The following is a 26,646-nucleotide window of genomic DNA, read 5'->3' on the forward strand; positions in this document are numbered from 1 at the left end:
TCAGCCATGGATCCCGTGCGTCTTTCCGCCGGCCCGGTCGTCCTGCGCCCGCACTCCGACGACGACATCCCCGGCGTGCTCGACCAGTGCACCGACCCGGAGACCCAGGCCTGGACCACCGTGCCGTCCCCCTACACCGCCGCGCACGCCGAGCGGTACGTCCGGGAGGCGGTGCCCGCCGGGTGGCGGGAGGAGTCCTACCTCGCTCTCGCGGTCGCCGACGCCCGGACGGACGAGTTCCTGGGAACCGTCGACCTGCGCCTGGATGCGGCCGGTGGCGCGGAGGTGGGCTTCGGACTGCGCCGGTCCGCGCGCGGACGCGGGGTGATGACGGCCGCCGTACGGGCCGTCCTGGAGTGGGCGTTCGCTTCCACCGGGCTGGACCTCGACGTCGTTCACTGGCGGGCGCAGGTCGGCAACTGGCCATCCCGCCGGGTCGCCTGGCGGTGCGGTTTCCGGGTCGAGGGCACGGTCCGCGGCCTGTGCGTGGCGCGGGGACGCAGGTACGACGGCTGGATCGGCTCGCTGCGCTCGGGTGACCCGCGCGAGCCGGGCACGCCCTGGTATCCCGTACCCACCCTGGCCGGCGAACGATGTGTGCTGCGGCGCTTCACCGACGCCGACGTGCCCGCCGTACTCGTCGCGTGCTCGGACCCGGTGACCCAGCACTGGCTCGGCGCGCTCCCCCGCCCCTACACCGTGGCGGCGGCCCTCGGCTACATCCAGAGCCGGGAGGAGGAGCACGCGGCCGGACGCGGCATCTACTGGGCGGCCGCCGACCCCGGCACGGGCGAGTGCGTGGGCTCGTTCGGGCTGATGGACATCGACCGGACCACCGGCAGCGGCGAGGTCGGCTACTGGGTTCACCCCGCGGCGCGTGGAAGCGGCGTGGCCACCGAGGCGACCCGGTTGATCGTGCGGCACGCGGCCGTGCCGGTCGAGGACGGTGGGCTCGGACTGCGGCTGGTGACGTTGCGAGCCGCCACCGGCAACACCGCCTCGCAACGGGTCGCCGAACGCGCCGGCTTCCGCCGGGCGGGAGTGTGGCGCGCGGCCGAACGACTCGGCGACGGCAGCTTCGACGACCTGGTGGGCTACGACCGGCTCACCGAAGAGGTGACGCCCTGAGGCGACAGCGGGTGGTGCGGACCGAGGAGCTGCGAGGGGCGGCCGTCACCCACGCCGGACGGCCGCCCCAAGTGTTCCCGGTGGCCTTCGTCGCCGGCACCCCCTCGTGAGGTCGGCCACGCGACGTGGCCCCGCCGAGTGCGTGTCCGAGCATGCCACCACCCCGACGCGCGGGGGAAGTCGGGGGGAAGATTCCGCGACCGAAAACTGCCGTACGGTCGAACGCCCGTCCGCGGCCGCCGCGGAAGGTTTCAGGCGAGCAGTGCCTTGCGCAGTGGCGCGGCCAGGTCGCCCTGCTCGTGGACGTCGACGTCGGAAAGCCCGAGCCACGCGGCCATCGCGGTCAGCTCCGCGGCGAGCTCCTGCGCGGCGTCCGGTGGCGCGTGGTCCTCGGCGTGCGCGGAACGCACCCGCAGCACCCCGGCCGCGCGGTCGGCCTTGAGGTCGACCCGGGCCACCAGCCGGTCGCCCAGCAGGAACGGCAGGACGTAGTAGCCGTAGACGCGCTGCGGCGCCGGGACGTAGATCTCGATGCGGTAGCGGAAGCCGAACAGCTGCTCGGTGCGGGTGCGTTCGAAGACCAGCGAGTCGAACGGGCCGACGAGGGCGCGGGCACGGACGCGACGGGGCAGGCGCGCCTCCGCGTGGAGGTAGGCGGGGCGGTTCCAGCCCTCCACCCTTGCCGGCAGCAGCTCACCGGCGTCCACGAGCTGGCCGACGGCGACCCCTGCCTCAGCAGCGGACAGCCGGAAGTAGTCGCGCAGGCACTGCAGGGTGGCGACGCCGTAGGCGCGGGCGGCGATCCGGACCAGCTCCCGGTGGGCCTCCTCCACCGACGGTGTCGGCGTGGCGATCACCGCCGCCGGAAGGACGCGTTCGGGCAGGTCGTAGACCCGCTCGAACGCGGAGTTGCGGCGCGCCGAGGTGATCTCGCCGCAGTAGAACAACCACTCCAGCGCCGTCTTGACCGCGCTCCAGTTCCACCCCCAGTGGTCCTTGCGGCGGGGCACGTCGTGCTCGATCTCCCGGGCGGTGAGCGGGCCCCGGTCGCGGACCTCGGAGTGGACCCACTGCACGAAGCCGGGCTGCTCGTCGGCGATGCGCCGCACCGCTCCCCAGGCCTGGGTGCTCGCACGGTCCATCCGGAAACGCAGGGCGGGCTGGGTGGAGACCGGAACCAGTGACGCCACGTGCGCCCAGTACTCGAACAGCCGCCGCGGTGCCCGGCCGGTCGCCCGGTCGAGCAGGCCGGTGGGGTAGTCGCCCAGGCGGCTCCACAACGGGAGGTAGTGAGCCCTGCTCACGACGTTGACCGAGTCGATCTGGAGCAGACCGATTCGGCGCAGGACGCGGTCGAGGGAGCGGGCGTCGGGAACGCCGCGGGGTCTGGGGTCGGCGAAGCCCTGGGCGGCCAGAGCCACCCGGCGGGCCTGGGCGACGGTGAGGTGTTCCACGGCAGCACATGCTGGCACGCCCCACCGACAACCGACCAGACCGAACGACCTGCCACCTGGTCCGAACCGGCTCAGGCGACGTGCCGGACCGGCTCGGACGGCGTGCCCGGAGCCGGTCTCAGGCGGCGTCGCGGTTGGCCACGGCCCGGATCACCGCGGCCACGTCGTCGACCGGGCTGTCCCGCGGCACCTGCCCGTCGGCCCCGGTGGACACCGCGACCTCGGCGAACTCCGCCGCGGACAGCTTCGCACCCTCGGTGAGCAGGACGATGCGGGTGGTGGGGAGCAGCGACTTGAGGCGGCGGCACACCTCACCGACCGCCCGGGAGGCGTGCCCGCGCCGCAGGAGTACGACGTCGGGCAGGCGTTCGGCGACGACTCGCTCCGCCGCCCTTCCGTCGCCGGCCTCACCGACGACCTCGATGTCGTGCTCCTGGTCCAGCAGCAGCCGTAGACCCCTGCTGAGCAACTCCTGGCCGTCGACGAGGAGTACCCGAAGAGGACTCGGTATCCCCGCCCCGGCGCCCAAGCGTGCGGCGGTGGTCACCGACGCATGATGACATGGCATCTCGGCACTTTCAGCACCATTTGCTACGAACGTTCCGTCCATCACAGGACTCCGCATGTGTTCTCGGCTGGGTCTGGGCCAAGAGCGCGGCACGTGCTGCGTCGGCGGCACTTGTCTCGCGCCCGGCCGGCCCCGGCGTGCCGGGGCCGGCCAAGTGATCCGCGTGGCGACTACGGCGCCCTCAGGATCGGCGTTCTGCCGCGGCGACGGCCGCTGCGGCGTTCTCCTCCTCCAGCCGGATCACTCCGTAGTCGTAACCCCGGCGGCGGTAGACGACGCTCGGGTGGTGGCTGTCGGCGTCGATGAAGAGGTAGAAGTCGTGCCCGACCAACTCCATCTCGTACAGCGCCTGGTCCAGGGTCATCGGCACCGCCGCGTGTTCCTTCACCCGGACGACGAGCGGTCCGTCGCCGGTCACCTCGATTCCGGCGACGACCTCGGTGCCGGGCCGCCCGTCGGCCTCACCCACGCCGTTGCGTTCGGCGTAACGGGTGTAGTCCTCCTCGGAGTCGTACTCGTCGGAAGATCGGCGCCCCGAACGCCGGCCGTTGAGCTCGTGCACCGCGGCCGTCTGCTCCATGGCGGGGCCGGTCGCCTCCGCCACCGACATGGGGGTCCGGGAGCCGTGGTGTACCCGTCGCCGGTCGGCCGCCTTTCGTAGCCGGGCGAGCAACTTGTCGAGTGCCAGATCGAGAGCGGCGAACCGGTCCGCGGCGGACGCCTCCGCGCGGACCAGCGGGCCGCGCGAGTAGACGGTGAGCTCGACGCGTTCGGACTCTCCCGCGCGCGTGCGCTCCTTGCAGACCTCGATCTCGATCCGACTGGCCCGGGCGGTGAACCGCTCCAGGCGCGTCAGCTTCTCCTCGACGTGACGACGGAATCGATCGGTCACCGCGCAGTGCCGACCAACGACCACAACGTCCACGTGAACCTCCCCAAATGTCGTACTGCTCCGGGGTTTCGCACCTCGCCGGCCCACCGTGGGAAGACCGGTAAGGCGTGCTCAGGTCATACCCGCTCCAGGTTGCGAATATGACGATCTGGACTGGACTTGATGGGATTGGGATGGGATCTGGTTGGGATAGAGGTGATTGTGCGGAAGGCACCCGCCCGGCCGACCTGGTCTTCGTCCCCACATCCGCCTGCGGAGGGTTTCGCGGCGGCAAGTTTGCTGGATGCCACTACTCCCCTTCTCCCGGTATCGGAGGGCATCTGACCCCCCGGCGGGGCAGGGCTTACTTCTAAGCCGCACCGTGATCGGTCGACGAGAAGTCGCCTTACGTGGGCCGTTTCGCCTGCGGCTGGCATCGGCTTGCCGGGACGCGGCCGACGAGTCGACCTGTCGTCCGGCGCAACCACGGACCCGGGCGGGTGCCATGTCGAAACGCTAGCGCCCCGGGCCGCTTCCCGGAACCCGGGAAACTACGGGTATGTCACGAGGTGCGGAGTGCGACCAGGACACGCCCTGGGAAACGGCGTGGGAAACCGCACTCAGCCCGGGCCGGGTCCGATGGTCCGGGTTGGCCGCCGCCGCCTGGTCGCGGCCACCACGGCGGCCGCTCGGACGTGCACGCCGGCGGCCCGCAGCACTCTGGTCGCCTCCGCGAGGGTCGCGCCGGTGGTGAGTACGTCGTCGACCAGCACGACGACGGCCCGGCCGGTGAGCAGGTCGCGAGCCCTTGGCCGTACGACGAACGCGCCGGCGAGGTTGGCGCGGCGGGCGCGGGCATCCAGGCCGGCCTGGTCGGCCACCCGGCGGCCGACGGCCAGCGCGGACCGCACCGTCACCGCCAGCCCCGCCCGCCGGGCCGCACGAGCCGCCCGGCCGACGATGCGCGAGAGCGGGTCGTGGCCTCGGCGGCGGGTGACGGCGGCGCTGGACGGAATCGGGACCAGCACCACCGGCCGCCTCGGTGTGGCGGCGGCCACCGCGGTCGCCAGGGCCGCACCGAGAGGCCCGGCGAGGCTGGTCCGGCCGCGTTCCTTGTGCGCGAGAAGTGCCGCCCTGGGCACTCCGGCGTACGGCGCGACCGCCCAGACCGGCGGCAGCCCGGGCGGCACGGGGTCGGGCTCGGTCCGGAACGCGGGCGTGCGCAGAGCGGGCGCGCACCGCACGCACAGGGCCCGGCCCGGGCGGCCACAGCCCACACACCGGCAACCGAGGACCAGATCGGCGAGATCGTCGCGGACCAACCGGTCGGCGTGGGCGAGAAGGCGCGCGGCGGGCGGCGGGCGGCGGGTCATCCCGGGTAGGCCGGGCACCGGCCGGCCCCCTGGTTGCTCCACATGTACGTCTTGTCCTCCCGTTGCAGCACCCCGTCGCTCCCGCCGAGCACCACCGCCTGGCCGGGTGCCGCCGCCAGCGAGGTGGAATCGGGGCCGGTGAGCGGGGTCTCGGAGTACCCGTCCACGCTCACCTGCAGGGCGCGGGAGGAGGCGGCCTGCCCCTCCGAACCGATCACCGTCACCTCGTCGAGCTGGGACCACGCAAGGTCGGTCATCCTGGTGAGATCCACCGGCAGCTCGCGCAGGCCGCGGATGGCCAGCCCCTCGCCGCGCTCCACCCGGCCGACCAGCAGGACGGTTCGGTTGCCGTGCTGGACGAGCACGGCCGCCCGGGAGCCTTCCCGGGAGATCTTCAGCGCGCGGACGTCCTTGCCGTTGAGCCCGGGCGCGTCGACCGTTCCGAGGCGGTCGCGTTCGTCGAGGACCTCGATCCGGGCGCGGCCGCGGTTGCGGTCGACCATCCACAGCTTGCCCGTACGGTCCCAGGACGGCTCCAGGATGTCCCGCCCCCGCCAGATGGTGTGCGGGGCCGAGCGGTTGGCGCCGTACACGTCGACCTTCCGGCCGTCGGTGGACACCGCGGCCAGCCAGTCGGCCGACCCGCGCGGGTCCTCCGGGCCGAGTCGGCCCGGTGAGCTGCGCTCGCCGAAGATCGCCACCGCGATCGAGCGGGCCTCGACCCGGTGGCCGGCAAGGCTGCTCACCGGCACCGTCCGGTCGGAGCCGACGAGGACGACCTTGCGGTCGTTGAGGGCGTAGACGCCCATGGCCGCTCCGGCCACCCGGGGGTCGTAGGTGGCCCACTGGTCGGCGCTGGTGGTGTTGGAGCCGCCGTTGCCGCCGATGCTGAACGGCGCCCGGCCGGCCGTCACCTCGATCTTCTTGACCTGGGGCACCTGGTCGAGGGTCCAGCTCAGCTGGGCGAGGAGGTAACGCCGCTGTGGTTCGTACAGACTGTCGACCCGCGGGTCCAGATCGACGGTGGCGACGTTCCCGTCGACGGTCACCGACGGGGCGGCGAGCGTGGTGCGTTCGGGGAACGCCGTCCGCACCGAGGGCTTCAGCCACGCGGACGGTCCCCGCAGCAACGCGTTGACCAGCAGGGTCTCCACGTGGCTGCGGATCGGCAGGTAGATCGGGTCGGGGACGAGGATCTCGAAGTTGGGGTCGAAGAAGTACAGGTTGTAGGACTCGTACTCCCGCTGGAAGTTGTAGATCGACATCACCAGGCCGCTCGGCGGGCGGCCGACCCGCCACTGTCCGGCCACCTTCGTCATCCCGAGGTCGAGCCGCAGCCGCTCCCCCGAGCGGGCCGACGTCCAGTCGCCGTTGACGCCGAGGCCGCCGACCTTCCGCACGTCGATGAGCACCTTGCCGGACTTCGGCTCGGTGAGGGGTACGGGAGTGCTGTCGTAGACGAGCACCTGGTCGGGCTGCCAGCGTTCGCTCATCGCGGGCGTGAGGTATCTGCGGGCGACCGGCTGGCCGGCCTGGTAGCTCGCCATCGCGTCGAGGAAGCCGCGGGCGACCTGCTGGGGGCTGTCGCCGGGCTCGGGACCGTTGACCAGGACGGGCAGCGACGGCGGGGTCGCGGACTGGGTGCCCATCCCCTCGAACATCACCGGGCCGCTGCTCGGGACGGTCGAACAGCCAGCGACCAGCGCGACCAGCGCCACGGCCAGCACGACCGCACCCGCCACGGTGAGCCGGCGACGGTGCGGCCGGCGCACCTCGACCTCGGCTGTCACCGGGCACCTCCCCCTGTGCCACCGGACTGTGCCGACGACGAGGAGGACGAGGAGCTGGGTGGCGGCGGCGTGGCGGACGACGCACCGGCCGAGGGCGGCGCCGGAGCGGGCGAGCCAGTACCCAGCGCTCTGGGGGTGGCGGCCCGCGCGAGCCGCGGTGGCCCGCCCTCTCCGGGAACCAGTGCGATCGGTGAGTGGTCGAGCACGTCGCCGACCGTGCGCGGAAGCGTGAGCCGGAAGTGGGCGCCGCGGCCGGGCTCACCCCAGGCCTGCAGCCAGCCGCCGTGCAGGAGGACGTCCTCGAGCGCGATGGCGAGCCCCAGGCCGGTGCCCCCGGTGGTGCGTGCCCGGGCCGGGTCGGCCCGCCAGAAGCGTTCGAACACCATCGCCGACTCCCCCGGCTTCAGGCCCATGCCGTGGTCGCGGACGGACACCGCGGCGGCCTCACCGTCACCGGCGACGCGTACGACGACGTCGCGGCCCTCGCCGTACTCGAGCGCGTTGATGACGAGGTTGCGGAGCACGCGTTCGATGCGCCGGGAGTCCATCTCCGCCACGACCGCCGTGGGCGGCAGGTGCAGGTCGAGCCCGCTGCCCTTGCGCACGGCGATCGGCCGGGCCGCGTCGACCACCCGGCGGACGACCTCGCGCAGGTCGGCGTCCTCCAGGACGAGCGCGGCCGCTCCGGCGTCGAACCGGCTGATCTCCAGCAGGTCGCCGAGCAGTGCCTCGAACCGGTCCAGCTCGGCCTGCAGCAGCTCGCTGGCCCGGCCCACGCCGGGGCCGAACTCCCTCCTCGCTTCGTACAGCACGTCGGCGGCCATCCGCACCGTGGTGAGCGGTGTCCGCAGCTCGTGGGACACGTCGGAGACGAACCGGCGCTGGACGCGGGACAGCTCCTCCAGCTGGCGGATCTGGCGCTGGAGGCTGGTCGCCATCTGGTTGAACGAGCCCGCCAGCCGGGCGAGGTCGTCCTCGCCGCGTACCCGCATCCGCTGGTCGAGCAGGCCGGCGGCGAGGCGCTCGGCGACCTGTCGGGCCAGCCGGACCGGCGTCACCACCTGGCGGGTGACGAACCACGCCACGCAACCGAGCAGGACGACGATGAGCACGCCGACCGCGACCAGCGACCGGCGCAGGAGGTTCAGGGTGTCCTGCTGTTGCTGGAGGTCGAAGAGGTAGTAGATGTCGAGGGTGGCTCCGCTGCGCGGCTCCAGCAGCTGGGAACCGACCGCGACGCCCGGGCTGTCCGGCTCGTTCGCCCGCCGGATCATGGTGTAGCGGTAGGCCACCTTGTCGTCGCGGACCTGGGCGCGCAGGTCGGCGGGGACGCTGCTGGGCAGCACCGTCGCCCGGGTCGAACGCGCCACCGTCTGCGAGCCACCCTCGGCGGGCCGGACGTCGAGCACCACGTCGTAGAGCCCGCCGGACGCGCCGCGCAGCGCGATGTCCTGGGCCAGCTGGGTGGTGAGCTCGCTCGGGTCCCCGCTCGGCTCGGCGGCGTCGATCGCGGCCTGCGCCGACCGGATGCCCGCGGACGCCTCCCCCACCGAGGCGACCACCTTGGCGTGCAGCACGCCGTCGGTCACCTGGCGCAGCAGGATCCACCCGACGAACACGGTGACCAGCGCGGACAGGACCAGCGTGCCGGTGACCACCCGCAGGTGCAGGGAACGGCGCCACACACCGACCGGCCGGCGGGCGAGGCGTGCCGCCGGTCGGAGGATGCCGGCCAGGGTCTGCATACGGGGCGTCCAGGGAGGCTCGAAGGGCTGCGCCGAGCAGGTGGCGCGGGTGCGGGCGGGGGGTCACCGGTGACACACGGACGCGCCACGGTGACAGGTGGTCCACCCGGCACCCGGGGCGTCGGTGGCCGGCGAACCGCTCCGATCGTACGTCCGGACGCCGACAGCCCCGTCGGCACACGCCTTCGGCGAAGGCTCCGGGGCCTGGTGCGAACCTGCAGGACAGGGCCTTAGGAGGGCCCCGCCTTGTAGCCGACGCCGCGGACCGTCACCACGATCTCCGGGTGCTCGGGGTCCTGCTCGATCTTGCTGCGCAGCCGTTGCACGTGGACGTTGACCAGCCGGGTGTCGGCGGCGTGGCGGTAGCCCCACACCTGCTCCAGCAGCTCCTCCCGGCCGAAGACCTGCCAGGGCTTGCGGGCCAGGCACACCAGCAGGTCGAACTCCAACGGGGTCAGGGCGAGCGACTCGGTGCCCCGCTTGACCGAGTGGCCGGGTACGTCGATCACCAGGTCGCCGATGTGCAGCGTCTCCGGCACCGCCCGGTCCGACCGGCGGAGGCGGGCACGGATCCGGGCCACGAGCTCCTTGGGCTTGAAGGGCTTGACGACGTAGTCGTCGGCGCCGGACTCCAGGCCGAGGACCACGTCGACCGTGTCCGTCTTGGCGGTGAGCATCACGATGGGCACGTCGGACTCGGCCCGGATCTCCCGGCACACCTCGATGCCGTCCTTGCCGGGCAGCATCAGGTCGAGCAGCACGACGTCGGGCTTGGTCTCCCGCACCTTCGCCAGCGCACCTTCGCCGGACTCGCAGAACACCGCGTCGAGGCCCTCCGCGCGCAGCACGATCCCGAGCATCTCGGCGAGGGCCATGTCGTCGTCGACGACCAGAATGCGACCTTTCATGAGTCCATGGTCCCACTGCGCGTGGCACGATGGCTCGACACGACCCGCGGGATACCCCAGACGTGAGGTGCGCCAGATGACCGACACCGGAACGCCACCTGGCGGGCCCCCCGGCGAACCGCCGGCCGGCCGGCCCGGCTGGGGCGATGGCTGGGGCGATCCGGGACCCCCTCCGGCCGCCCCTGCCTGGGGTGCCGCTCCGCCGCGCTGGGGCGGTGGTCCCTCGCGGGGCGCCGCTCCGCCACAGGCGCCGAAGCCGGGTGTCGTACCCCTGCGTCCTCTTGGTTTCGGGGAGGTGCTGGACGGCGCCTTCACCACCGTGCAGCGCTACCCGAAGATCATGCTCGGACTGTCCACGGCGGTGATGGCCGTCCTCACCGCCGCGTACTTCCTGACTCTTTTCGTGGGGTTCGGGGAGATCGTCACCGCGGCCAACCCCGACCAGCTGACCCGGATCAGCGACCGGACGTGGGTCGGCATGGGCGCCACCGGCATCGCCCTCGTCCTGGTGAGCTGGGTGGCCACGTCGGTGCTGACCGGGATGATCACGGTCACGGTCGCCCGCGGGGTGCTCGGCCGGCCCGCGACCGTCGGCGAGGTGTGGCGGGCGAGCCGGCCGCACATCCTCCGGCTGCTGGCGGTGACGTTCCTGATCGCGGCGGTGTTCGTGGTGGCGATCGTGGTCGCGGTCGTCGTGGTGGTCCTGGCGTTCCTCGCCCACCTCGTCGCCGGGATCCTCACCGCAGTCGTGCTGACCTGCGCGCTGATCTTCCTCGGCGTCGTGTTCGCCACCCGCACCGCGCTGTCCACGGCGGTGGTGGTGCTGGAGACCCAGCCGGTGGACGCGACGCAGCCGTACGCCGACCAGCGCCGGATCCCCGTGGTGGCGGCGATCCGCCGTTCCTGGGCCCTGGTCCGCGGCCGCACCCCCCGCACGTTCGGGATCCTGTTCGTCGCCAATCTGGTCGCCTCGGTGGTGTCGTCGGTGATCCAGACGGCGTTCACCCTGCTCGCCACCGGCCTCGGTGCCGGGCTCGGCGACTCCTTCCGCGGCGGTGAGTTCCTCGCGCTGGTGCTGGCGGGCATCGGCGGCCTCGCGGCGTCGGTCCTGCAGATCGCCTTCCTCGCCGCGGTCAACGCGCTGGTGTACGTCGACGCCCGGATGCGCAGTGAGGGCCTGGACATCACCCTCGCCCAGTACGCCGCGGCGGATCCGGTCGGCGGCGCGGGCGGCGCGGCCTCCTCGCCAGGCGGCTCATCGGGCTCCTCGTCGGGTACGGCGTTCCCGGCGATCCCGGGGGTCGAGCCGCCGTCGCCGTGGGCCACCAGATGACGGGTCCCACCCGATGAGCGGTCCGGCCGGGCGGTTGCCGGCAGAGCCGCCGATCGACGTCGGGGGCGCCGGCGCCGCCCGTGCGGCCAGGGACGAGCTGACCAAGGGCATCTACCACCGCGACGAACCAGGCCTGGTGTCCCGCTTCCTCGTCCGGGCGCAGGACTGGCTGGCCGAGGTCTTCGCCCGGATCGCCGCGGTGTCCCCGGGCGGCTGGTGGGGACTGGTCGCGCTGGCCGTGGTCCTCGTGCTCGCGGTGGTCGTGGTCCGCCGCCGGGTGGGCGCGCTGGCCCGCACCCGCGCCCGTGCCGGCGGTGCGGTCTTCGGCGGGACGGTCCGCTCGGCCGCCGAGCACCGGGACGCGGCGAAGGCGGCCGCGGATCGTGGCGATCACGACGCCGCGATCCGGGACGGCTTCCGGGCACTGGTACGGGAACTGGAGGAGCGGACGTTCCTCGACGAACGCCCGGGCCGGACCGCGGACGAGGTGGCCCGGGAGGGTTCGGTGGTCGCACCGGCGGCCGCGGCGTCGCTGCGGACGGCCGCGCGGGAGTTCGACGAGGTCTGTTACGGCGGGCGGACCGCGACGGCCCGGGCGTACGACGAGATCCGGGCAGCCGACGACGCCGTACGCCGGATCCGCGGGCCGGCGGGTGCTGCCGGCGCCGTACCGGTGGGTGGGGCACCTCGGTGAGCGCACCCACGAAACTCCCCGCTGCGTCGACCGAAGCCGGCGCGAGTCCGGGCCGCGGCGCTCCGGCAAGCCGGTCCGTCGAGCCCACCGCCCGGCAGCGGTGGCGTCGCTCGCGGGGGACGCTGGCGATCGTCGGCGTACTCGTCCTCGGCGGCCTGCTCTCCGCGGTGGTCCTCGGCCGCACCGAGGGTGGCTCCCTCGACCCGGCCTCCGCACGTCAGTCCGGCGGCCGGGCGCTGGCGGTCCTGCTCGACGACCGCGGCGTCCGGGTGCGCCGGGTGGACCACCTCGACGGGGCGGTCCGGCTGGCGACCCGCGGCAGCACGCTCGTGGTCGCCCAGCCCGACCTGCTGGCCCCCGCGCAACTGGACCGGCTGGTGCGGGCCGGCTCGGGTCACCTGGTCCTGTTCGCGCCCGGTGACCAGGCGCTGCGGGTGCTGGCGCCGGACGCCGTACGCGCCGGGGACACCATCGCCCCGGCCACGCGTACTCCCGGATGCGACCTGCGGGCCGCCCGCCGGGCCGGATCCGTCCGCGTCGACGGGCCGATGTACCGCGCGCTGCCCGGCGCGAGCGCCGTCGGCTGCTACGGCGACGGCAGCCGCTTCGGTCTGCTCCGGCTCGCGCACCAGCCGACCGCGCCGCCCGGCCGCGGAACCGACCCCGGCCCGACGGCCCGGGTCGGCGGCGGCCGGACCGTCGACGTGGTGGGCCCGGCCGCCTCGTTCGCCAACTCCCGGCTGGGCGAGGACGGCAACGCCGCGCTGGCCCTCAACCTGCTCGGCGCCGAACGCGAGCTGGTCTGGTACGTCCCGTCGCCGGCCGATCCGTCGGCGGTGCCGCCGGGCGCCCCCGGAGGCCGCGAGCCGCGGAGCCTGACCTCGTTGCTGCCCGACGGGATCCGGTTCGGCGCCGGCCAGGCCGCGGTCGCCGTCGCCCTGCTCATGCTGGCCGCCGCCCGGCGCCTCGGCCCGGTCGTACCCGAACCCCTTCCCGTCGTGGTCCGCGCGTCGGAGGCGGTCGAGGGGCGGGCCCGGCTCTACCACCGCGCCCGGGCCCGCGCCCGGGCCGCGGACGCACTCCGCGCGGCCACCGCCGGCCGGCTGGCGCCGCTGCTCGGCCACGCCCACCCCGGCAGCCCTGGCAGTCCCGGCAGCCCCGGCAGTCCTGGCACTGGCCGGGACTCGGGTCGGGTCGCCGGGCAGGGACCGGAGACACTGGTCGCGGCCGTCGCCGGCCGCACCGGGCGCGACGGCGCGCAGGTACGCCACCTGCTCGCCGAATGTGCCGCGGGTGGGCAGACCCCCGAGGACGACGCGGCCCTGGTCCGGCTGGCCGCCGAACTCGACACGCTGGAGCAGGAGGTACGCCGATCGTGACCGACCAGGCGACCGCGACCGACGACACCGGGCGCGCCGACCATGCCGATCAGCCCGGCCAATCCGGTGACGCCGGACCACCCGCGAGCGACGCCCGGGCGGCACTCCTCGCGGTCCGTGCCGAGGTGGCCAAGGCGGTCGTCGGGCAGGACTCCGCCGTCACCGGGCTGCTGATCGCGTTGCTCTGCCGCGGGCACGTACTGCTGGAGGGGGTGCCGGGCGTCGCCAAGACGCTGCTGGTGCGATCCCTGGCCGCCGCGCTCCGCCTGGACAGCAAGCGGGTGCAGTTCACGCCCGACCTGATGCCCGGCGACGTGCTGGGCTCACTGGTCTACGACGCGCGGACGGCCGCGTTCGAGTTCCGGGAGGGGCCGGTCTTCACCCACCTCCTGCTGGCCGACGAGATCAACCGCACCCCGCCCAAGACGCAGGCCGCGCTGCTGGAGGCGATGGAGGAGAACCAGGTCTCGGTCGAGGGCATCGCCCGGCCGCTGCCCGAGCCGTTCCTGGTGGCGGCGACGCAGAACCCGATCGAGTACGAAGGCACCTATCCGCTGCCCGAGGCCCAGCTGGACCGGTTCCTGCTCAAGCTGCACCTCAACCTCCCGTCGCGGGAGGAGGAGGTCGCGGTCGTCGGCCGGCACGCGCACGGGTTCGACCCGCGCAACCTCGCCGGCGCCGGGCTTACTCCGGTGGCCGGGGTGGACGACCTGGCCGCCGCGCGCGGCGCCGTCGCCGCGGTGTCGCTCGGCGAGGAGGTGCTGGGGTACGTCGTCGACGTGTGCCGCGCCACCCGCGAGTCGCCGTCGCTGCGACTCGGCGTCTCCCCGCGCGGCGCCACCGCACTGATGCGGGCGGCCCGCGCCTGGGCCTGGCTGTCCGGCCGCGACTACGTGACGCCCGACGACGTGAAGGCGCTGGCGCTGCCGACGCTTCGCCACCGGGTGGAGCTGCGGCCGGAGGCGGAGCTGGAGGGTGTGTCCGCGGACGGGGTGCTGGACGGGATCCTGGCCACCGTGCCGGTCCCCCGGTAGCCGCGGCTGTCACCCTGATGACGCCGATGACACCGATGACGCCATGACGCCGGTGAAGCCATGACGCTGACCTACCGCGCCGCGCTGCTGGCCGCCGCCGGGGTGCTCGTGGTGGCGTTCGCCGTACCCTCCCGGGCCGGCATCGCGATGGTCACCGCCGCCGTCCTGCTGCTCTGCCTGGCCGACGTCGCGCTGGCCGGGGCGGTGCGGACGCTGACGTTCCGGCGGGAGGTCGTCGGCGACACCGGCAGACAGGCGGGGACCGAGGCGGGCATCGGGGCGGCCATGGTGAGCGGAGTCCGGCTGGGCGAGTCGACGCAGGTGTCCCTGCTGGTCACCAACCCGGGCCGGCGGCCGGTGCGCGGGGTGCTCCGCGACGCCTGGCCGCCCTCCGCGGGTGCGGTCACCCAGCGGCATCCGCTCGACCTGTCCCCGGGCGAACGTCGCCGCGTGACCACGACCCTGCGCCCCACCCGGCGGGGAGACAAGCACGCCGACCGGGTGACCGTACGCTCGCTCGGGCCGCTCGGCCTGGCCGGCCGTCAGGGTTCGCACGAGGTTCCGTGGTCGGTGCGGTCGCTGCCGGCGTTCGAGAGCCGCAAGCACCTTCCCTCCCGGCTGGCCCGGCTGCGCGAACTCGACGGCCGGGCCAGCGTGCAGGTGCGCGGCCAGGGAACGGAGTTCGACTCGCTGCGCGACTACGTGGTGGGTGACGACGTACGCTCCGTCGACTGGCGGGCGACCGCCCGGCGCGGCGGCGTGGTGGTGCGCACCTGGCGGCCCGAACGCGACCGGCACGTGCTCGTCGTCCTGGACACCGGCCGCACCTCCGCCGGCCGGGTCGGCGACGCGCCCCGCCTGGACCACGCGATGGACGCGGCCCTGTTGCTGGCCGCGCTGGCGACCAGGGCCGGTGACCGCGTGGACCTGCTGGCGTACGACCGGACGGTCCGCGCGGACGTACGCCGGGCGGCACCGCGCGAGGTCCTGCAGAGGTTCACCGCCGCGATGGCGCCGCTTGCCGGCGAGCTCGTCGAGGCCGACCACCGCGGGCTCGCCGCCGCGATCGCGCTGCGGGCCACCCAGCGGTCACTGGTGGTGCTGCTCACCGGACTGGACACCGCTGTCGTCGAGGAGGGCTGGCTGCCGGTGCTCGGCACCCTGACCCGCCGGCACGAGGTGCTGCTCGCCGCCGTGGCCGACCCGCGGGTGGCCGAGCTCGCGCGGGGACGGGCCGACGCGCGGGAGGTGTACGCCGCGGCCGCGGCCGAGCAGGCCAACGCCGAACGCCGGCAGGTCACCTCGACCCTGGAACGCCTCGGCGTGACCGTCGTCGACCGGCCACCGGAGGAGATCGCGCCCGCGCTGGCCGACACCTACCTCGCCCTGAAACTGGCCGGCCGGCTGTGAGCCAGGGCTGAAGCCGGGCAACCGGTGCCCAAGAGGCAGTCGTCAAGCAATGGTTGTCAGGCAGCCGGTGTCGGCAGCTGGTGTCAAGCGGAGGTTGTCAGGCGGAGGTTGTCAGGCGGAGGTGGGCAGCAGGTCGCCTCGTTCGTCCGCCGCGACGTCGCCGGTCTCCCCCGCCAGCACCGCCCGCCGGCCGAGCCAGAAGACGTACGTCAGGAACGCCACCTCGGCCAGCACCCCGATGCCGACCCGCGCCCAGGTGGGCAGGCCGGACGGCGTGACGAACCCCTCGATCACCCCGGACACCAGCAGCACCGCGGCCAGCCCGAGAGCCATCCCGACCGTCTCCCGCCCGGTCTCGGCCAGCGCCCGCATCCGAGTGCGCGCACCGGGCGCGACGACGGTCCACCCCAGCCGGATGCCCGCGCCACCGGCCACGAGGACGGCGGTGATCTCCAGCAGGCCGTGCGGCAGGATCAGCCCGAAGAACACGTCGCCCCGGTCGGCGGCCACCATCAGCCCGCCGGACACACCGACGTTCGCGGCGTTCTGCCACAGGATGTAGGCGACCGGGACGCCGAGCAGCACACCCAGGGCCAGGCTGCCGGCCGCCACCCAGGCGTTGTTCGTCCACACCCCGAACGCGAACTCCGCGGCCGGGGCCGAGCTGTAGTAGTCGGCGAATTCGTGGTCGACGAGCTGGTCGACCGCGGCCGGGGGCAGCAGCGCCGCGCGTACCAGCGGATGCGTCGCGACCCACCAGCCGATGCCGGCGCAGACGGCGAGGAACGCCGCGGCCGTGCCGAGCCACCAGGGCGCACAGCGGTAGAGCGCCGCCGGGAACGACACGGTGAAGAACCGCCCGACCTCGCGCCAGGCGGGGGTGTGGGCACCGGTCACCGCGGCGCGCGCCCGGGCGACCAGCGCGGACAGCCGGCCGACGAGTACGACGTCGGGCGCGCTCGACCGGACGACGGACAGGTGGCTCGCCACCCGCTGGTAGAGCGTGACCAGCTCGTCGGCCTCCGCGCCGGTGAGCCGGCCGCGGCGGCGGACCAGGGCCTCCAGCCGGTCCCACTCCGCCTGGTGTGCGGCGGCGTACGCGTCCACGTCCACAGCAAGGCACACTAATGGCACCGATCCGAAAGGGACCACCCGTGAGCGAATCCGTCACCGGCGAGGCCGTGGTCCTCGACCTGCGGCTGGCCCGGCCGGCGACCCGGGCGCTGGCCCTGGGTATCGACCTGCTCCTGGAGCTGATCCTCTTCGGCCTGCTGATGATCCCGGTGGCGCTGGTCACCGGCGACGACGCGAGCGAGTCGCTGATCGGCGGGCTGGTCGTCGCCTGCGGTGTGCTCACGTTCGTCGGCTACACCACCACGATCGAGACCCTCACCCGCGGCAAGAGCGTCGGGAAGTACGCCCTCGGGCTGCGGGTCGTGCGCGACGACGGCGGTCCGGTGCGGTTCCGGCACGCGTTCGTCCGCGCGCTGTGCGGGGTGTTCGTCGACTTCTTCGTCACGTCCGGCTGCGTGGGGTTCCTCACCGCGATGCTCTCCCCGGGCGGCAAGCGGGTCGGCGACATGCTGGCCGGCACGCTCGTCCTCCGCGACCGGGCACCGGCGGCACCCTCGGCCGTGCCGGAGCCGCCGCCCGGACTGGAGGCATGGTCGGCGCGGCTGGAGCTGTCCACGCTGCCCGACCAGTTGGCGCTGTCCGTCCGGTCGTTCCTCGGCCGCTACCACGAACTCACCCCCGCCGCCCGTGAGGAGCTGGGTGGGCAGCTGGCCACGTCGGTCGCGAGGTACGTCGCGCCCGCGCCGCCCGCCGGGTTGCCGCCGTGGGCCTACCTCGCCGCCGTGCTGGCCGAACGCCGCCGCCGCGCGTTCGGCGACCAGCCGTCTCCGTACCGGTCGCCGTACGCCCAACAGGCGTACGCCCAGCAGTCGTACGCCCAGCAGTCGTACGCCCAGCAGTCGTACGCCCAGCAGTCGGCACCGCCGGCCACCCAACGGCAGGCCGCCCAGCAGTCGGCACCGCCGGCCACCCAACGGCAGGCCGCCCAGCAGCCTGCCACCGAACAGCCGGCCGCGCCGTCTGCCGAGGAGCCGCCGGCCACCGGTGGCTTCGCACCGCCGCGCTGACCGCGAGTGCCGGCCGCCTCCCCCGCACCAGGCCGCCTCCCCCACCGGGCCGAGTCGCCGTCCGGGACGCGAAACGCCCGGCGGGCGGCCTCGCGATGGAGACCGCCCGCCGGGCGTTGCCGACCAGACGATGCGCCTGGTGCTGCTACCTGCTCAGTAGCGGTAGTGGTCGGACTTGTACGGCCCGGCCACGTCCACGCCGATGTAGGCGGCCTGTTCCTTGGTCAGCTCGGTGAGCTTGACGCCGAGGGCGTCCAGGTGCAGCCGGGCGACCTTCTCGTCCAGGTGCTTGGGCAGGACGTACACGCCGATCGGGTACTCGTCCTTCTTGGTGAACAGCTCGATCTGCGCGATCACCTGGTTGGTGAAGCTGTTCGACATCACGAAGCTCGGGTGGCCGGTGGCGTTGCCGAGGTTGAGCAGCCGGCCCTCCGACAGCACCAGGATCGTGTGGCCGTCGGGGAAGCGCCACTCGTGCACCTGCGGCTTGATCTCGATCTTCTCGATGCCGGGCAGCTTCGCCAGACCGGCCATGTCGATCTCGTTGTCGAAGTGGCCGATGTTGCCGACGATGGCCTGGTGCTTCATCCGGCTCATGTGGTCGGCGGTGATGATGTTGAAGTTGCCGGTGGTGGTGATGAAGATGTCGGCGGTCTCCACCACGTCTTCCAGGGTGAGGACCTGGTAGCCGTCCATCGCCGCCTGCAGCGCGCAGATCGGGTCGATCTCGGTGACGATCACCCGGGCGCCCTGCCCACGCAGGGACTCGGCGGCGCCCTTGCCGACGTCGCCGTAGCCCGCGACGACCGCGACCTTGCCGCCGATCAGCACGTCGGTGCCGCGGTTGATGCCATCCACGAGCGAGTGGCGGATGCCGTACTTGTTGTCGAACTTCGACTTGGTGACCGAGTCGTTGACGTTGATCGCCGGGAAGCGCAGCGTGCCGGCCCGGTGCATCTCGTACAGCCGGTGGACGCCGGTGGTGGTCTCCTCGCTGACACCCTGGATGCGGTCGGCGATGGTCGACCACTTCTTCGGGTCGGCCTCGAACGACTTCTTCAGCAGGCCGAGGACGATCGCGAACTCCTCGGTGTCGGCCGTGGAGGGGTCCGGCACCGCGCCGTTGGTCTCGTACTCCGCGCCCTTGTGGACGAGCAGCGTCGCGTCGCCACCGTCGTCGAGGATCATGTTCGGGCCGGCTTCACCGTCGGGACCGGCGGGCCAGGTGAGGGCCTGCTCGGTGCACCACCAGTACTCCTCCAGCGTCTCGCCCTTCCAGGCGAACACCGGGACACCCTGCGGGTCCTCGGGAGTGCCGTTCGGGCCGACCACCATCGCCGCGGCGGCGTGGTCCTGGGTGGAGAAGATGTTGCAGCTCACCCAGCGCACCTGCGCGCCGAGGGCCGTCAGCGTCTCGATGAGCACCGCGGTCTGCACGGTCATGTGCAGCGAGCCCATGATCCTGGCGCCGGCGAGCGGCTGCGCGGCGGCGTACTCCTCGCGCAGCGACATCAGGCCGGGCATCTCGTGCTCGGCCAGGCGGATCTCCTTGCGGCCGAACTCGGCGAGACCCAGATCCTTGACCTTGAAGTCGAACGTCATGGGCGTTTTGCACCTCCGTAGCGGATGGAACCCGGTTCGCCGAGCCTAGGGGGCCTTGTCGCTTCCCCGCAGGCACCACGCGCGTTCTTGACACAAGTTTGTCAGAATGAGCACCATGCGGATCAGCCAGGCAGCTCAGGCCCTCGGAATGTCCCCCCGGATGCTGCGCTACCGCGAGCGGCTGGGCCTGGTCCCCCGTGGGCGGGCCGACTCGTGGTGGCGGCCGCGACCCGACGGCGCCGACTTCACCCCCGTCCCGCCGCGGAGCCAGCCTCCGGGCCAGACTCCCGGCCGGCCGCCGGGCCCGACCCGGCCCAGGAGCCCGCGAGCGCCCGGTCACCGGCAGTACACCGAGGAGGACCTGCGCACCATCGCGCTGGCCGCGCAGCTGGAGGAGAAGTACGACGTCACCCCGCTCGCGGTGGCGTTCGCGCTGCGCGCGTTCTCCGAACCCGCCGTCGGCGCGGCGGTGCGGGAGCTGGGTGAACGCCTCGGCCGGCTGCCCACCCCGGCGGCCCGGGCCGGCGAGATCGACAAGGAACGCGCGCTGCGCTGGCTCGGCCGCAGCGGGGTGCTCCAGCCGCCCCGGCCGCGGCCGCGCTGACCAGCGGGCGGCTCTCAGGCCTCCGACTCGCGCTGCAGCGACCGGTCCAGGTCGGGTTCGAGGTAGATCACCCGGGCGATCGGCACCGCGTCCCGGATGCGCACCTCGGCGGCGTCGATCGCGTGGGCGACCTCGGCCGCGGAGTCGGTGGGGGTGACCGCGATCTTGGCCGCCACCAGCAGCTCGTCCGGGCCGAGGTGCATCGTCTTCATGTGGATGATCCGGTCCACCAGCGGCTCGGCCGACAGCGCCTGCTCGATCCGGCGTACGTCCTCGCGGGTCGCGGACTCACCGACCAGCAGGCTCTTCATCTCCGCGGCCAGCACGATCGCCACGCAGACCAGGAGGAGGCCGATCGCGATCGACCCGAGGCCGTCCCACACGCCGTTGCCGGTGGCCAGGGTGAGGAGTACGCCGACCAGCGCGAAGGCCAGGCCGACCAGCGCCGCGGAGTCCTCCAGGAGGATCACCGGGAGCTCGGGGCTGCGGGCGCGGCGGATGAACCCCGGCCAGCTCGTGTCGCCGCGTACCTGGTTGGCCTCGTGGACCGCCGTACGGAACGAGAAGCCCTCCATCACCAGGGCGGCCACGAGGACGGCGACCGGCACCCACTTCCAGCTCTCGATCCCGTGCGGGTCCTGGATCTTGTGCCAGCCCTCGTACAGCGCGAACAGCCCGCCGACCGTGAACAGCACGACGGCCACGATGAAGCCGTAGATGTAGCGCTCCCGGCCGTGCCCGAACGGGTGCAGCGGCGAGGCCCCGCGCCGCGCCTGCTTCTTGCCGAGCAGCAACAGCAGCTGGTTGCCGGAGTCGGCGACGGAGTGGATCGACTCCGCGAGCATCGACGAGGACGCGGTCAGCAGGAAGGCCAGGAACTTCGTGACCGCGATCCCGAGGTTGGCCAGCAGGGCCGCGATCACGGCCTTGGAGCCGCCTTCTGCGCTCATGAACGATTCCTGTCCGGACGGCTGATGGGAGATCCCTATCCTGCCCTGCCCGCAGCCTGCCTGCTGAGCCGGTCCACCGGGCCGGTCCCGCCGAGCCGGTCCGCTGATCCGGTCCGCGCCCACCCTCGAACCGGCAGTAACCGACCGGGCGGTCCCGCGGGGCGGGACGGACCCTAAGCTCACCGCCACAGGTGAGCACGTCGGCGAGAGGCGGCACCATGCGACTGGCGCACGGAAGCATCAGCGACGCTCGGCTGCCGGACGTCGGCGTGCGGGCGGTGTTCGGCCTGGACGCTCGCCGTCAGCGCTACCTGGACGTCGAGGCGGAGCTGGCGCGGGCGCAGGCCGAGGTGGGCCTGGTGCCGGGAGACGCCGCCGAGGCCATCGCCGCGAGCGCCCGGATGGAGCTGCTGGACCCGGGCCGGCTGGCCGCCGAGCAGGCTCGCACCGGCCACCTGATGATGCCGATCATCAGTGAGCTGTCCCGGGTGACCGGCGAACCCCACGGCGGCTGGGTGCACTGGGGGGCCACCACCCAGAACATCCAGCAGACCGGCGACGTGCTCGGCATCCGCGCCGCGCACGCCATCGTCACCGGCCTGGTGCTCGACGTGCTGGCCACGTCGGCCGACCTCGCCGAGACCCATGCCGAAACCGTGATGGCGGGCCGTACGCACGCGCAGCAGGCGGTGCCGATCACGTTCGGGTTCAAGGTGGCGGCCTGGATCGACGCGTTGCTGCGCCACCTGGAACGCCTGGAGCAGCTCGGCGACCGGCTGTTCGTCGCGATGGCCGGCGGCGCCACCGGCACGTTCGCCGCCATGGGACCGCAGGGTCCGAGGGTCCAGGACGTGCTCGCCCGTCGCCTCGGCCTGCACAGCATGCCCGTACCCTCGCGAAGCATCGCCGACCCGTTCGCCGAGCTCGTCTCCGTTCTGGCGTTGCTGTCGGCGACCGGCTCCGCGATCGCCGAGGAGGTCGCGCGGCTCGCCGCCACCGAGTTCGGCGAGCTTGCCGAGACTCTTCCGCCGGGCGACGTGGGCAGCTCGACCATGCCGCAGAAACGCAACTCCAAGCTGTGCATGGACGTCGTCACCATCGGCGCCCAGCTGCGGGCGCTGGTGCCGCTGGCGATGGAGGCGATGATCCATCCGCACGAGGTCGACGGTGCGCGGGCGGCGATGATGGACGAGGCGGTTGAGCAGTCCCTGGTCCTCACCGGCGACGCCCTGGTCCGGCTGCGCGACGTCCTCGGCGGACTCCAGGTGTTCCCGGACCGGATGAGGCGCAACCTCGAGCTCACCGGCGGGGCGATCATGGCCGAGGCCGTGATGATGGCACTCGCCGGCGTGCTCGGCCGGCAGCACGCGCACGATCTCGTTCACCACGCGGCCGGGGTGGCGGCGACCACCGGCCGGACGTTCACCGACGTGGTGGCGGAGGCGGTGGCGCGGGACCCGCGGGTGCACGGTCAGCTGAGCGACGACCGGATCGAGACACTTCTCGACCCGGCGGCGCACACCGGGCACAGTCGCGAGATCGCCCGGCAGACCGCCGCCCGCGCCAGGACGGCGGTCGGCACCCGGACGGCGGTCGGCGCCCGGCGCTAGAGGTTTCGGGCGTCAGCCGATGCCGGCGGTGGCCCGGAACACGACGCCGTCCCCGGCCAGGGTGACCGGGCCCTCGCCGGCGCCCGCCCAGGCCGAGCGGCCCGGCGTGAGGTCGACCTTGCCGGCCTCACCGCGGGCGGCGACCGTGCCCTCGACGCACAGCAGGATCTGCGGCCCGGCGGGGTCCAGGGTGACTTCCGTGCCGCCGGCGACCACGTGCCGGGACAGCCGGAACTCGTCGGCCGGCGTCGCGTAGCGGCCCTCGGCGTCGGCCGTGAGAACCTCCGCCGGCCGGGGCGTGAAGTCCAGGATCCGCAGCAGTTCGGGAAGGTCGATGTGCTTGCCGGTCAGCCCGCCGCGCAGGACGTTGTCGGAGTTGGCGAGGATCTCCACGCCGACCCCGTGGACGTAGGCGTGCAGGTTGCCCGCCGGGAGGTACAACGCCTCACCGGGGGCGAGCCGGACGTGGTTGAGCAGCAGCGCGGCCACCACGCCGGGGTCGCCGGGATGCTTCTCGCCCAGTCGGCGAACCAGGTCGGCGGCCGGCTCGGTGCGACCGGCGCAGCCGGCGACCACGGCATCCACCACCGCCCGCCGGCGGTCTGCCGGCGCCGTCATCAGCATGGTGAACGCCGCCCGCACCCCCTCCTCGTCGGGTTGCTCACGCAGCTGGGCCAGGAGGGGTTCGAGCTCGGGGAGGCCGAACGCGCCGACCACCTCCAGCGTCTCCGCCGGCGGCCGGAACCCGACCAGCGCCTCGAAGTCGGTGAGCGCACAGATCAGCTCGGGCTTGGCGTCGCCGTCCTTGTAGTTGCGGTGCGGTGCCGACATCGGGATGCCGTCCGCGTTCTCGCGTTCGAAGCCCGCCTTCGCCTGCGCGGGATTTGGGTGCGCCTGCAGCGACAGGGGATCCTCCGCCGCCAGCACCTTGAGCAGGAACGGCAGCCGCGGCCCGAACTCGCGTACGCAGGGCGAACCGAGCTCGCCCTCCGGGTCGGCACTGATCAGGTCGAGGAGCGTCTGCTCCTTCCCGACCAGACCGGACGGCGATCCCGGGTGCGCGCCCATCCACAACTCGGCCTGTGGCTCTCCGGTCGGCTTGACCCCGAGCATCGCGGGAATCGCGGTCGGCGAACCCCAGGCGTACGGGCGGATCGGGTTGTCGAGCAGCTGCATGACGTCCTCAGGTAGTGGCCGGCCGAGAAGGTGCCGACCGGCTCAGGTGGGTTCAGGTGGGCGGGGAGTAGCGGCCGAGGCCGACCGCGAGATACACGGCGGCGTAGGTGCCGAGCGACTGGAGGGCGGCGTACCTCGCCACCTCCGGTCCTTCGTTCCAGCGCAGGGTGCGCACGTGCAGGCCGCGGGACTCCGCGGCGGCGAGCAGCCGGCCCCGGGCCTCCCGGATCGAGGGCTGCTCGGCACCGTCGTCGAGCACGAACAGGGCCGGGCGCAGCGCGGCCGTGCCCCCCTCGGCGAACGGGTCGCTGAACGGGTCGGCGAACAGGTCCCGCGGCTCCGCGCCCTCCAGGACCGGCATCAGGTGGTCGGCGTCGGCGGCCAGCGCCGGCCGGTTGGATGCCCGGCGCAGCGTCTCCACCACCCGGCGGGCGGCGCGCGCGGCGAGCACGGAACCGCCCCAGATGAGCGGCAGCGCGTCGGCGAGCACGAGGGCGAGGTCTTTGGCGGGGTTGGCGGCCAGGTCGGCGTGCGGCGAGCAACGCGACGCCACCTCGTCCAGCGCCGAGGCGACCGACTCCGCCGACACCTCCGGACCTAGCTCGACCACGTGCAGAAGCTGGAGTACGACCACCGCCAGCGCCAGCGGGTCGCCGGTCTGCGCGGGGATCAGGGTGGTGTCGCGGCCCTGCCCCGCCTCGGCCAGCGCCGACTCGCCCGGACAGGCCAGGATGACGGTCGTACCCCGGCGTACGGCGTCGCGCACCGCCGAGGCCGTCTCGTCCCCGCCGCGGGGGGCGAGCACCACGACGAGGTCCAGCGCACCCACCCACCCGGGCAGGCCCGGACCGGGCCAGGCGACGAACGGCACCGGGCACCACGGCTCCAGCACCGCCCGCAGCAGGCGGGCGTCGGCACCGACGGCGACCACCGCACGCGGTCGGCCCGTGCCCCGAAGGCTGTCCTCGACACCCTTGGCGGCCTCCGCCTCCCGGCGGACCCGGGCACCGGCCTCGGCCAGCTCACGCAGTGCGGTGTCGGCGCGGGCCAGCTCCACCTCGTCGTCGAGGAGGCCGTCGTCGAAATGTTCGGCGCTCACGTTGGTTCAAGCGTCGGTGGCGGTCGGGGAGTTCCCGTCGATGGGGCCGGCGTCCGAACCGGACTCGCCGGCGGCCTCGCCCCCGGACGTGCTCGGACCGGAGTCGGGCCGGCGGGCCTCGTCGACCAGCAGCACCGGGATGTCGTCCCGCACGGGGTAGGCCAGCGCGCAGGCGGCGTTGGTGCACACCAGTTCCGAAGCGGCGTCGTCGGCGTGCAGCGGGGAACGACAGGCCGGGCAGGCCAGGATCTCCAGCAGCGCGGGGTTGAGATTCACCTGTGGTCCCTTCGGGTGCTGCGGGCCGGCATGACGGGCATGGCCGGCGTGGCCGCTCTTCGGGCGATCGGCCTTCGGTGGTGCGGCCTCACGCGTTCACGGTGCCGCGGACGAGGCCGAGGACCTCGTCGCGCAGGCGTTCCATCGTCGCCTGGTCGGCCGCCTCCGCGTTGAGCCGGAGCACCGGCTCGGTGTTGGACGGGCGGAGGTTGAACCACCAGTCGGCGTGCTCCACCGTAAGCCCATCCAACTCGTCGACGGTCACGCCCACCCGGTCGGCGTAGGCGGCCTTCACCCGCGCCATCGTGGCGGCCTGGTCGTCGACCCGGCTGTTGATCTCGCCGGAGGCAGCGTACCGGTCGTACTCGGCGAGGAGTTTCGACAGCGGCCGGTCCTGCTCCCCCAGCGCGGCCAGCGTGTGCAGGGCGGCGAGCAGGCCGGAGTCGGCGCGCCAGAAGTCCCGGAAGTAGAAGTGCGCGGAGTGCTCGCCGCCGAACACCGCACCCGTGCGCGCCATCGTGGCCTTGATGAAGGAGTGGCCGACGCGTTCGCGCACCGGCGTGCCGCCGTGCTCGCGGATGATCTCCGGGACCGCCCGGGACGTGATCAGGTTGTGGATGACGGTCGCCCCCGGCTCCCGGGCCAGCTCGCGGACGGCGATCAGGGCGGTGATCGCCGACGGCGAGACCGACCGGGAGCTTTCGTCGATCACCCAGCAGCGGTCCGCGTCCCCGTCGAAGGCCAGGCCGATGTCGGCGCCCACCTCGCGCACCTTCGCCTGCAGGTCGACCAGGTTGGCCGGCTCGATCGGGTTGGCCTCGTGGTGGGGGAACGTGCCGTCCAGCTCGAAGTACATCGGCACCAGGTCGATCGGCAGCCCCTCGAACACCGCCGGCACGGTCAGCCCGGCCATGCCGTTGCCGGCGTCCACCGCGACCGTGAGCCGCCGGATGCCGGACAGGTCGACCAGCCCGCGCAGGTGAGCGGCGTACGCGGAGAGCAGGTCCCGGCGCTCGACCTTCCCGGCCGGCACGACGTCCCGGTCGGCGGCCCGGTCGGCCTGCCGGGCCCGCTCCACCAGCGACCTCAACTTGGCCAGCCCGGTCTCCTGCCCGACCGGCGCCGCACCGGCCCGGCACAGCTTGATCCCGCCGTAGTCCGGCGGGTTGTGGCTCGCGGTGAACATCGCGCCGGGCAGGTCGAGATGACCGCTGGCGAAGTACAGCTCGTCGGTCGAGGCCAGACCGATGTCGACGACATCGCAGCCCCCGCTGGTCACGCCGGCGGCGAACGCCTCGGCCAGCTCCGGTGAGGCCACCCGCATGTCGCGGCCGACCACCACGGCGGCCGGCAGGTCGAGCACCTCGACGTAGGCCTCGCCGATCGTGCGGGCGAGGTCGGCGTCGAGGTCGTCCGGCACGACTCCGCGGATGTCGTACGCCTTGAAGATCTTCTCCGGGTCAGACACCCGGACACCATAAACCGCCACACCGACACCGGA

At 73.5% G+C, this 26,646-nt stretch carries 23 protein-coding genes; 9 read left to right on the plus strand and 14 right to left on the minus strand.

Features of this window, described 5'->3' with window-relative positions:
* Positions 1 to 6: 6 nt before the first annotated feature.
* Entirely contained in the window at positions 7 to 1,128 is a 1,122-nt protein-coding gene (locus FHR37_RS16685) for a GNAT family N-acetyltransferase (protein ID WP_092880350.1), read from the plus strand.
* Between the two features lie 251 nt (positions 1,129 to 1,379).
* Here FHR37_RS16685 and FHR37_RS16690 read toward each other — a convergent pair whose 3' ends face one another.
* The 7 genes from FHR37_RS16690 to mtrA form a co-directional block, all read right to left on the minus strand.
* Complete coding sequence (locus FHR37_RS16690; protein WP_092880352.1) at positions 1,380 to 2,582, minus strand: winged helix-turn-helix domain-containing protein; 1,203 nt, start codon at positions 2,580 to 2,582, stop codon at positions 1,380 to 1,382.
* Positions 2,583 to 2,700: 118 nt separating this feature from the next.
* Complete coding sequence (locus tag FHR37_RS16695; RefSeq protein ID WP_175542307.1) at positions 2,701 to 3,129, minus strand: response regulator; 429 nt, start codon at positions 3,127 to 3,129, stop codon at positions 2,701 to 2,703.
* 202 nt (positions 3,130 to 3,331) lie between these two features.
* Positions 3,332 to 4,129: a ribosome hibernation-promoting factor, HPF/YfiA family gene (hpf, locus tag FHR37_RS16700; protein ID WP_378079780.1), complete on the minus strand. Its 798-nt coding sequence runs from the start codon at positions 4,127 to 4,129 to the stop codon at positions 3,332 to 3,334.
* Positions 4,130 to 4,641: 512 nt separating this feature from the next.
* Complete coding sequence (locus tag FHR37_RS16705) at positions 4,642 to 5,394, minus strand: ComF family protein (RefSeq protein WP_092880806.1); 753 nt, start codon at positions 5,392 to 5,394, stop codon at positions 4,642 to 4,644.
* Complete coding sequence (locus FHR37_RS16710; protein WP_092880357.1) at positions 5,391 to 7,184, minus strand: LpqB family beta-propeller domain-containing protein; 1,794 nt, start codon at positions 7,182 to 7,184, stop codon at positions 5,391 to 5,393. The genes FHR37_RS16705 and FHR37_RS16710 overlap by 4 nt, the downstream gene beginning before the upstream one ends.
* Positions 7,181 to 8,929, minus strand: a complete 1,749-nt coding sequence (gene mtrB / locus FHR37_RS16715) for an MtrAB system histidine kinase MtrB (protein ID WP_092880359.1) — start codon at positions 8,927 to 8,929, stop codon at positions 7,181 to 7,183. The genes FHR37_RS16710 and mtrB overlap by 4 nt, the downstream gene beginning before the upstream one ends.
* A 230-nt stretch (positions 8,930 to 9,159) precedes the next feature.
* On the minus strand, positions 9,160 to 9,837 hold the full coding sequence (gene mtrA / locus FHR37_RS16720; RefSeq protein ID WP_092880361.1) for an MtrAB system response regulator MtrA: 678 nt from the start codon (positions 9,835 to 9,837) through the stop codon (positions 9,160 to 9,162).
* Positions 9,838 to 9,913: 76 nt separating this feature from the next.
* Here mtrA and FHR37_RS16725 point away from each other — a divergent pair, with 76 nt between their 5' ends.
* From FHR37_RS16725 to FHR37_RS16745, 5 genes are read left to right on the plus strand one after another with little or no spacing between them, the layout of a single operon-like run.
* The gene (locus FHR37_RS16725) at positions 9,914 to 11,170 is read left to right on the plus strand and encodes a hypothetical protein (protein WP_139238783.1); all 1,257 of its coding nucleotides are present in this window, start codon (positions 9,914 to 9,916) and stop codon (positions 11,168 to 11,170) included.
* A gap of 13 nt (positions 11,171 to 11,183) precedes the next feature.
* Positions 11,184 to 11,864 (plus strand): DUF4129 domain-containing protein, encoded by a 681-nt coding sequence (locus tag FHR37_RS16730; protein ID WP_092880365.1) that lies wholly within the window; start codon positions 11,184 to 11,186, stop codon positions 11,862 to 11,864.
* Positions 11,861 to 13,243 carry a DUF4350 domain-containing protein gene (locus FHR37_RS16735; protein ID WP_092880367.1) on the plus strand — a complete coding sequence of 461 codons (1,383 nt, stop codon included), beginning with the start codon at positions 11,861 to 11,863 and terminating at the stop codon, positions 13,241 to 13,243. The genes FHR37_RS16730 and FHR37_RS16735 overlap by 4 nt, the downstream gene beginning before the upstream one ends.
* Positions 13,240 to 14,277, plus strand: coding sequence for an AAA family ATPase (locus FHR37_RS16740; RefSeq protein WP_092880369.1), 1,038 nt, complete (start codon positions 13,240 to 13,242; stop codon positions 14,275 to 14,277). The genes FHR37_RS16735 and FHR37_RS16740 overlap by 4 nt, the downstream gene beginning before the upstream one ends.
* A 60-nt stretch (positions 14,278 to 14,337) precedes the next feature.
* Positions 14,338 to 15,687: a DUF58 domain-containing protein gene (locus FHR37_RS16745; protein WP_092880371.1), complete on the plus strand. Its 1,350-nt coding sequence runs from the start codon at positions 14,338 to 14,340 to the stop codon at positions 15,685 to 15,687.
* A 111-nt stretch (positions 15,688 to 15,798) separates the two neighbouring features.
* Here the strand turns inward: FHR37_RS16745 and FHR37_RS16750 are convergent, their stop codons facing one another.
* A complete protein-coding gene (locus FHR37_RS16750) occupies positions 15,799 to 16,800 on the minus strand; it encodes a stage II sporulation protein M (protein WP_092880373.1) in 1,002 nt (333 codons plus the stop codon).
* Positions 16,801 to 16,841: 41 nt separating this feature from the next.
* Between FHR37_RS16750 and FHR37_RS16755 the strand changes: the two genes are divergently transcribed.
* Positions 16,842 to 17,828: an RDD family protein gene (locus tag FHR37_RS16755; RefSeq protein ID WP_202817864.1), complete on the plus strand. Its 987-nt coding sequence runs from the start codon at positions 16,842 to 16,844 to the stop codon at positions 17,826 to 17,828.
* 153 nt (positions 17,829 to 17,981) lie between these two features.
* Here the strand turns inward: FHR37_RS16755 and ahcY are convergent, their stop codons facing one another.
* Positions 17,982 to 19,430 (minus strand): adenosylhomocysteinase, encoded by a 1,449-nt coding sequence (gene ahcY, locus FHR37_RS16760; RefSeq protein ID WP_092880377.1) that lies wholly within the window; start codon positions 19,428 to 19,430, stop codon positions 17,982 to 17,984.
* A gap of 106 nt (positions 19,431 to 19,536) precedes the next feature.
* Between ahcY and FHR37_RS31720 the strand changes: the two genes are divergently transcribed.
* Positions 19,537 to 20,034, plus strand: coding sequence for a MerR family transcriptional regulator (locus tag FHR37_RS31720; protein WP_237768536.1), 498 nt, complete (start codon positions 19,537 to 19,539; stop codon positions 20,032 to 20,034).
* 14 nt (positions 20,035 to 20,048) lie between these two features.
* Here FHR37_RS31720 and FHR37_RS16770 read toward each other — a convergent pair whose 3' ends face one another.
* Positions 20,049 to 20,984, minus strand: a complete 936-nt coding sequence (locus FHR37_RS16770) for a cation diffusion facilitator family transporter (protein WP_092880379.1) — start codon at positions 20,982 to 20,984, stop codon at positions 20,049 to 20,051.
* Positions 20,985 to 21,202: 218 nt separating this feature from the next.
* Between FHR37_RS16770 and FHR37_RS16775 the strand changes: the two genes are divergently transcribed.
* Positions 21,203 to 22,594: a class-II fumarase/aspartase family protein gene (locus FHR37_RS16775; protein WP_092880381.1), complete on the plus strand. Its 1,392-nt coding sequence runs from the start codon at positions 21,203 to 21,205 to the stop codon at positions 22,592 to 22,594.
* Positions 22,595 to 22,606: 12 nt separating this feature from the next.
* On the opposite strand, the gene manA is transcribed toward FHR37_RS16775, so the two are convergent.
* The 4 genes from manA to FHR37_RS16795 form a co-directional block, all read right to left on the minus strand.
* A complete protein-coding gene (manA, locus tag FHR37_RS16780) occupies positions 22,607 to 23,770 on the minus strand; it encodes a mannose-6-phosphate isomerase, class I (RefSeq protein ID WP_092880383.1) in 1,164 nt (387 codons plus the stop codon).
* A gap of 52 nt (positions 23,771 to 23,822) precedes the next feature.
* Positions 23,823 to 24,869, minus strand: coding sequence for an SIS domain-containing protein (locus FHR37_RS16785; protein ID WP_092880384.1), 1,047 nt, complete (start codon positions 24,867 to 24,869; stop codon positions 23,823 to 23,825).
* Positions 24,870 to 24,875: 6 nt separating this feature from the next.
* Entirely contained in the window at positions 24,876 to 25,145 is a 270-nt protein-coding gene (locus FHR37_RS33595) for a Trm112 family protein (RefSeq protein WP_092880386.1), read from the minus strand.
* Positions 25,146 to 25,233: 88 nt separating this feature from the next.
* Positions 25,234 to 26,613, minus strand: coding sequence for a phosphomannomutase/phosphoglucomutase (locus FHR37_RS16795; protein ID WP_092880389.1), 1,380 nt, complete (start codon positions 26,611 to 26,613; stop codon positions 25,234 to 25,236).
* Positions 26,614 to 26,646 lie beyond the last annotated feature (33 nt).

This window comes from Actinopolymorpha cephalotaxi (assembly GCF_013408535.1).
Taxonomy (GTDB): Bacteria; Actinomycetota; Actinomycetes; order Propionibacteriales; family Actinopolymorphaceae; genus Actinopolymorpha; species Actinopolymorpha cephalotaxi.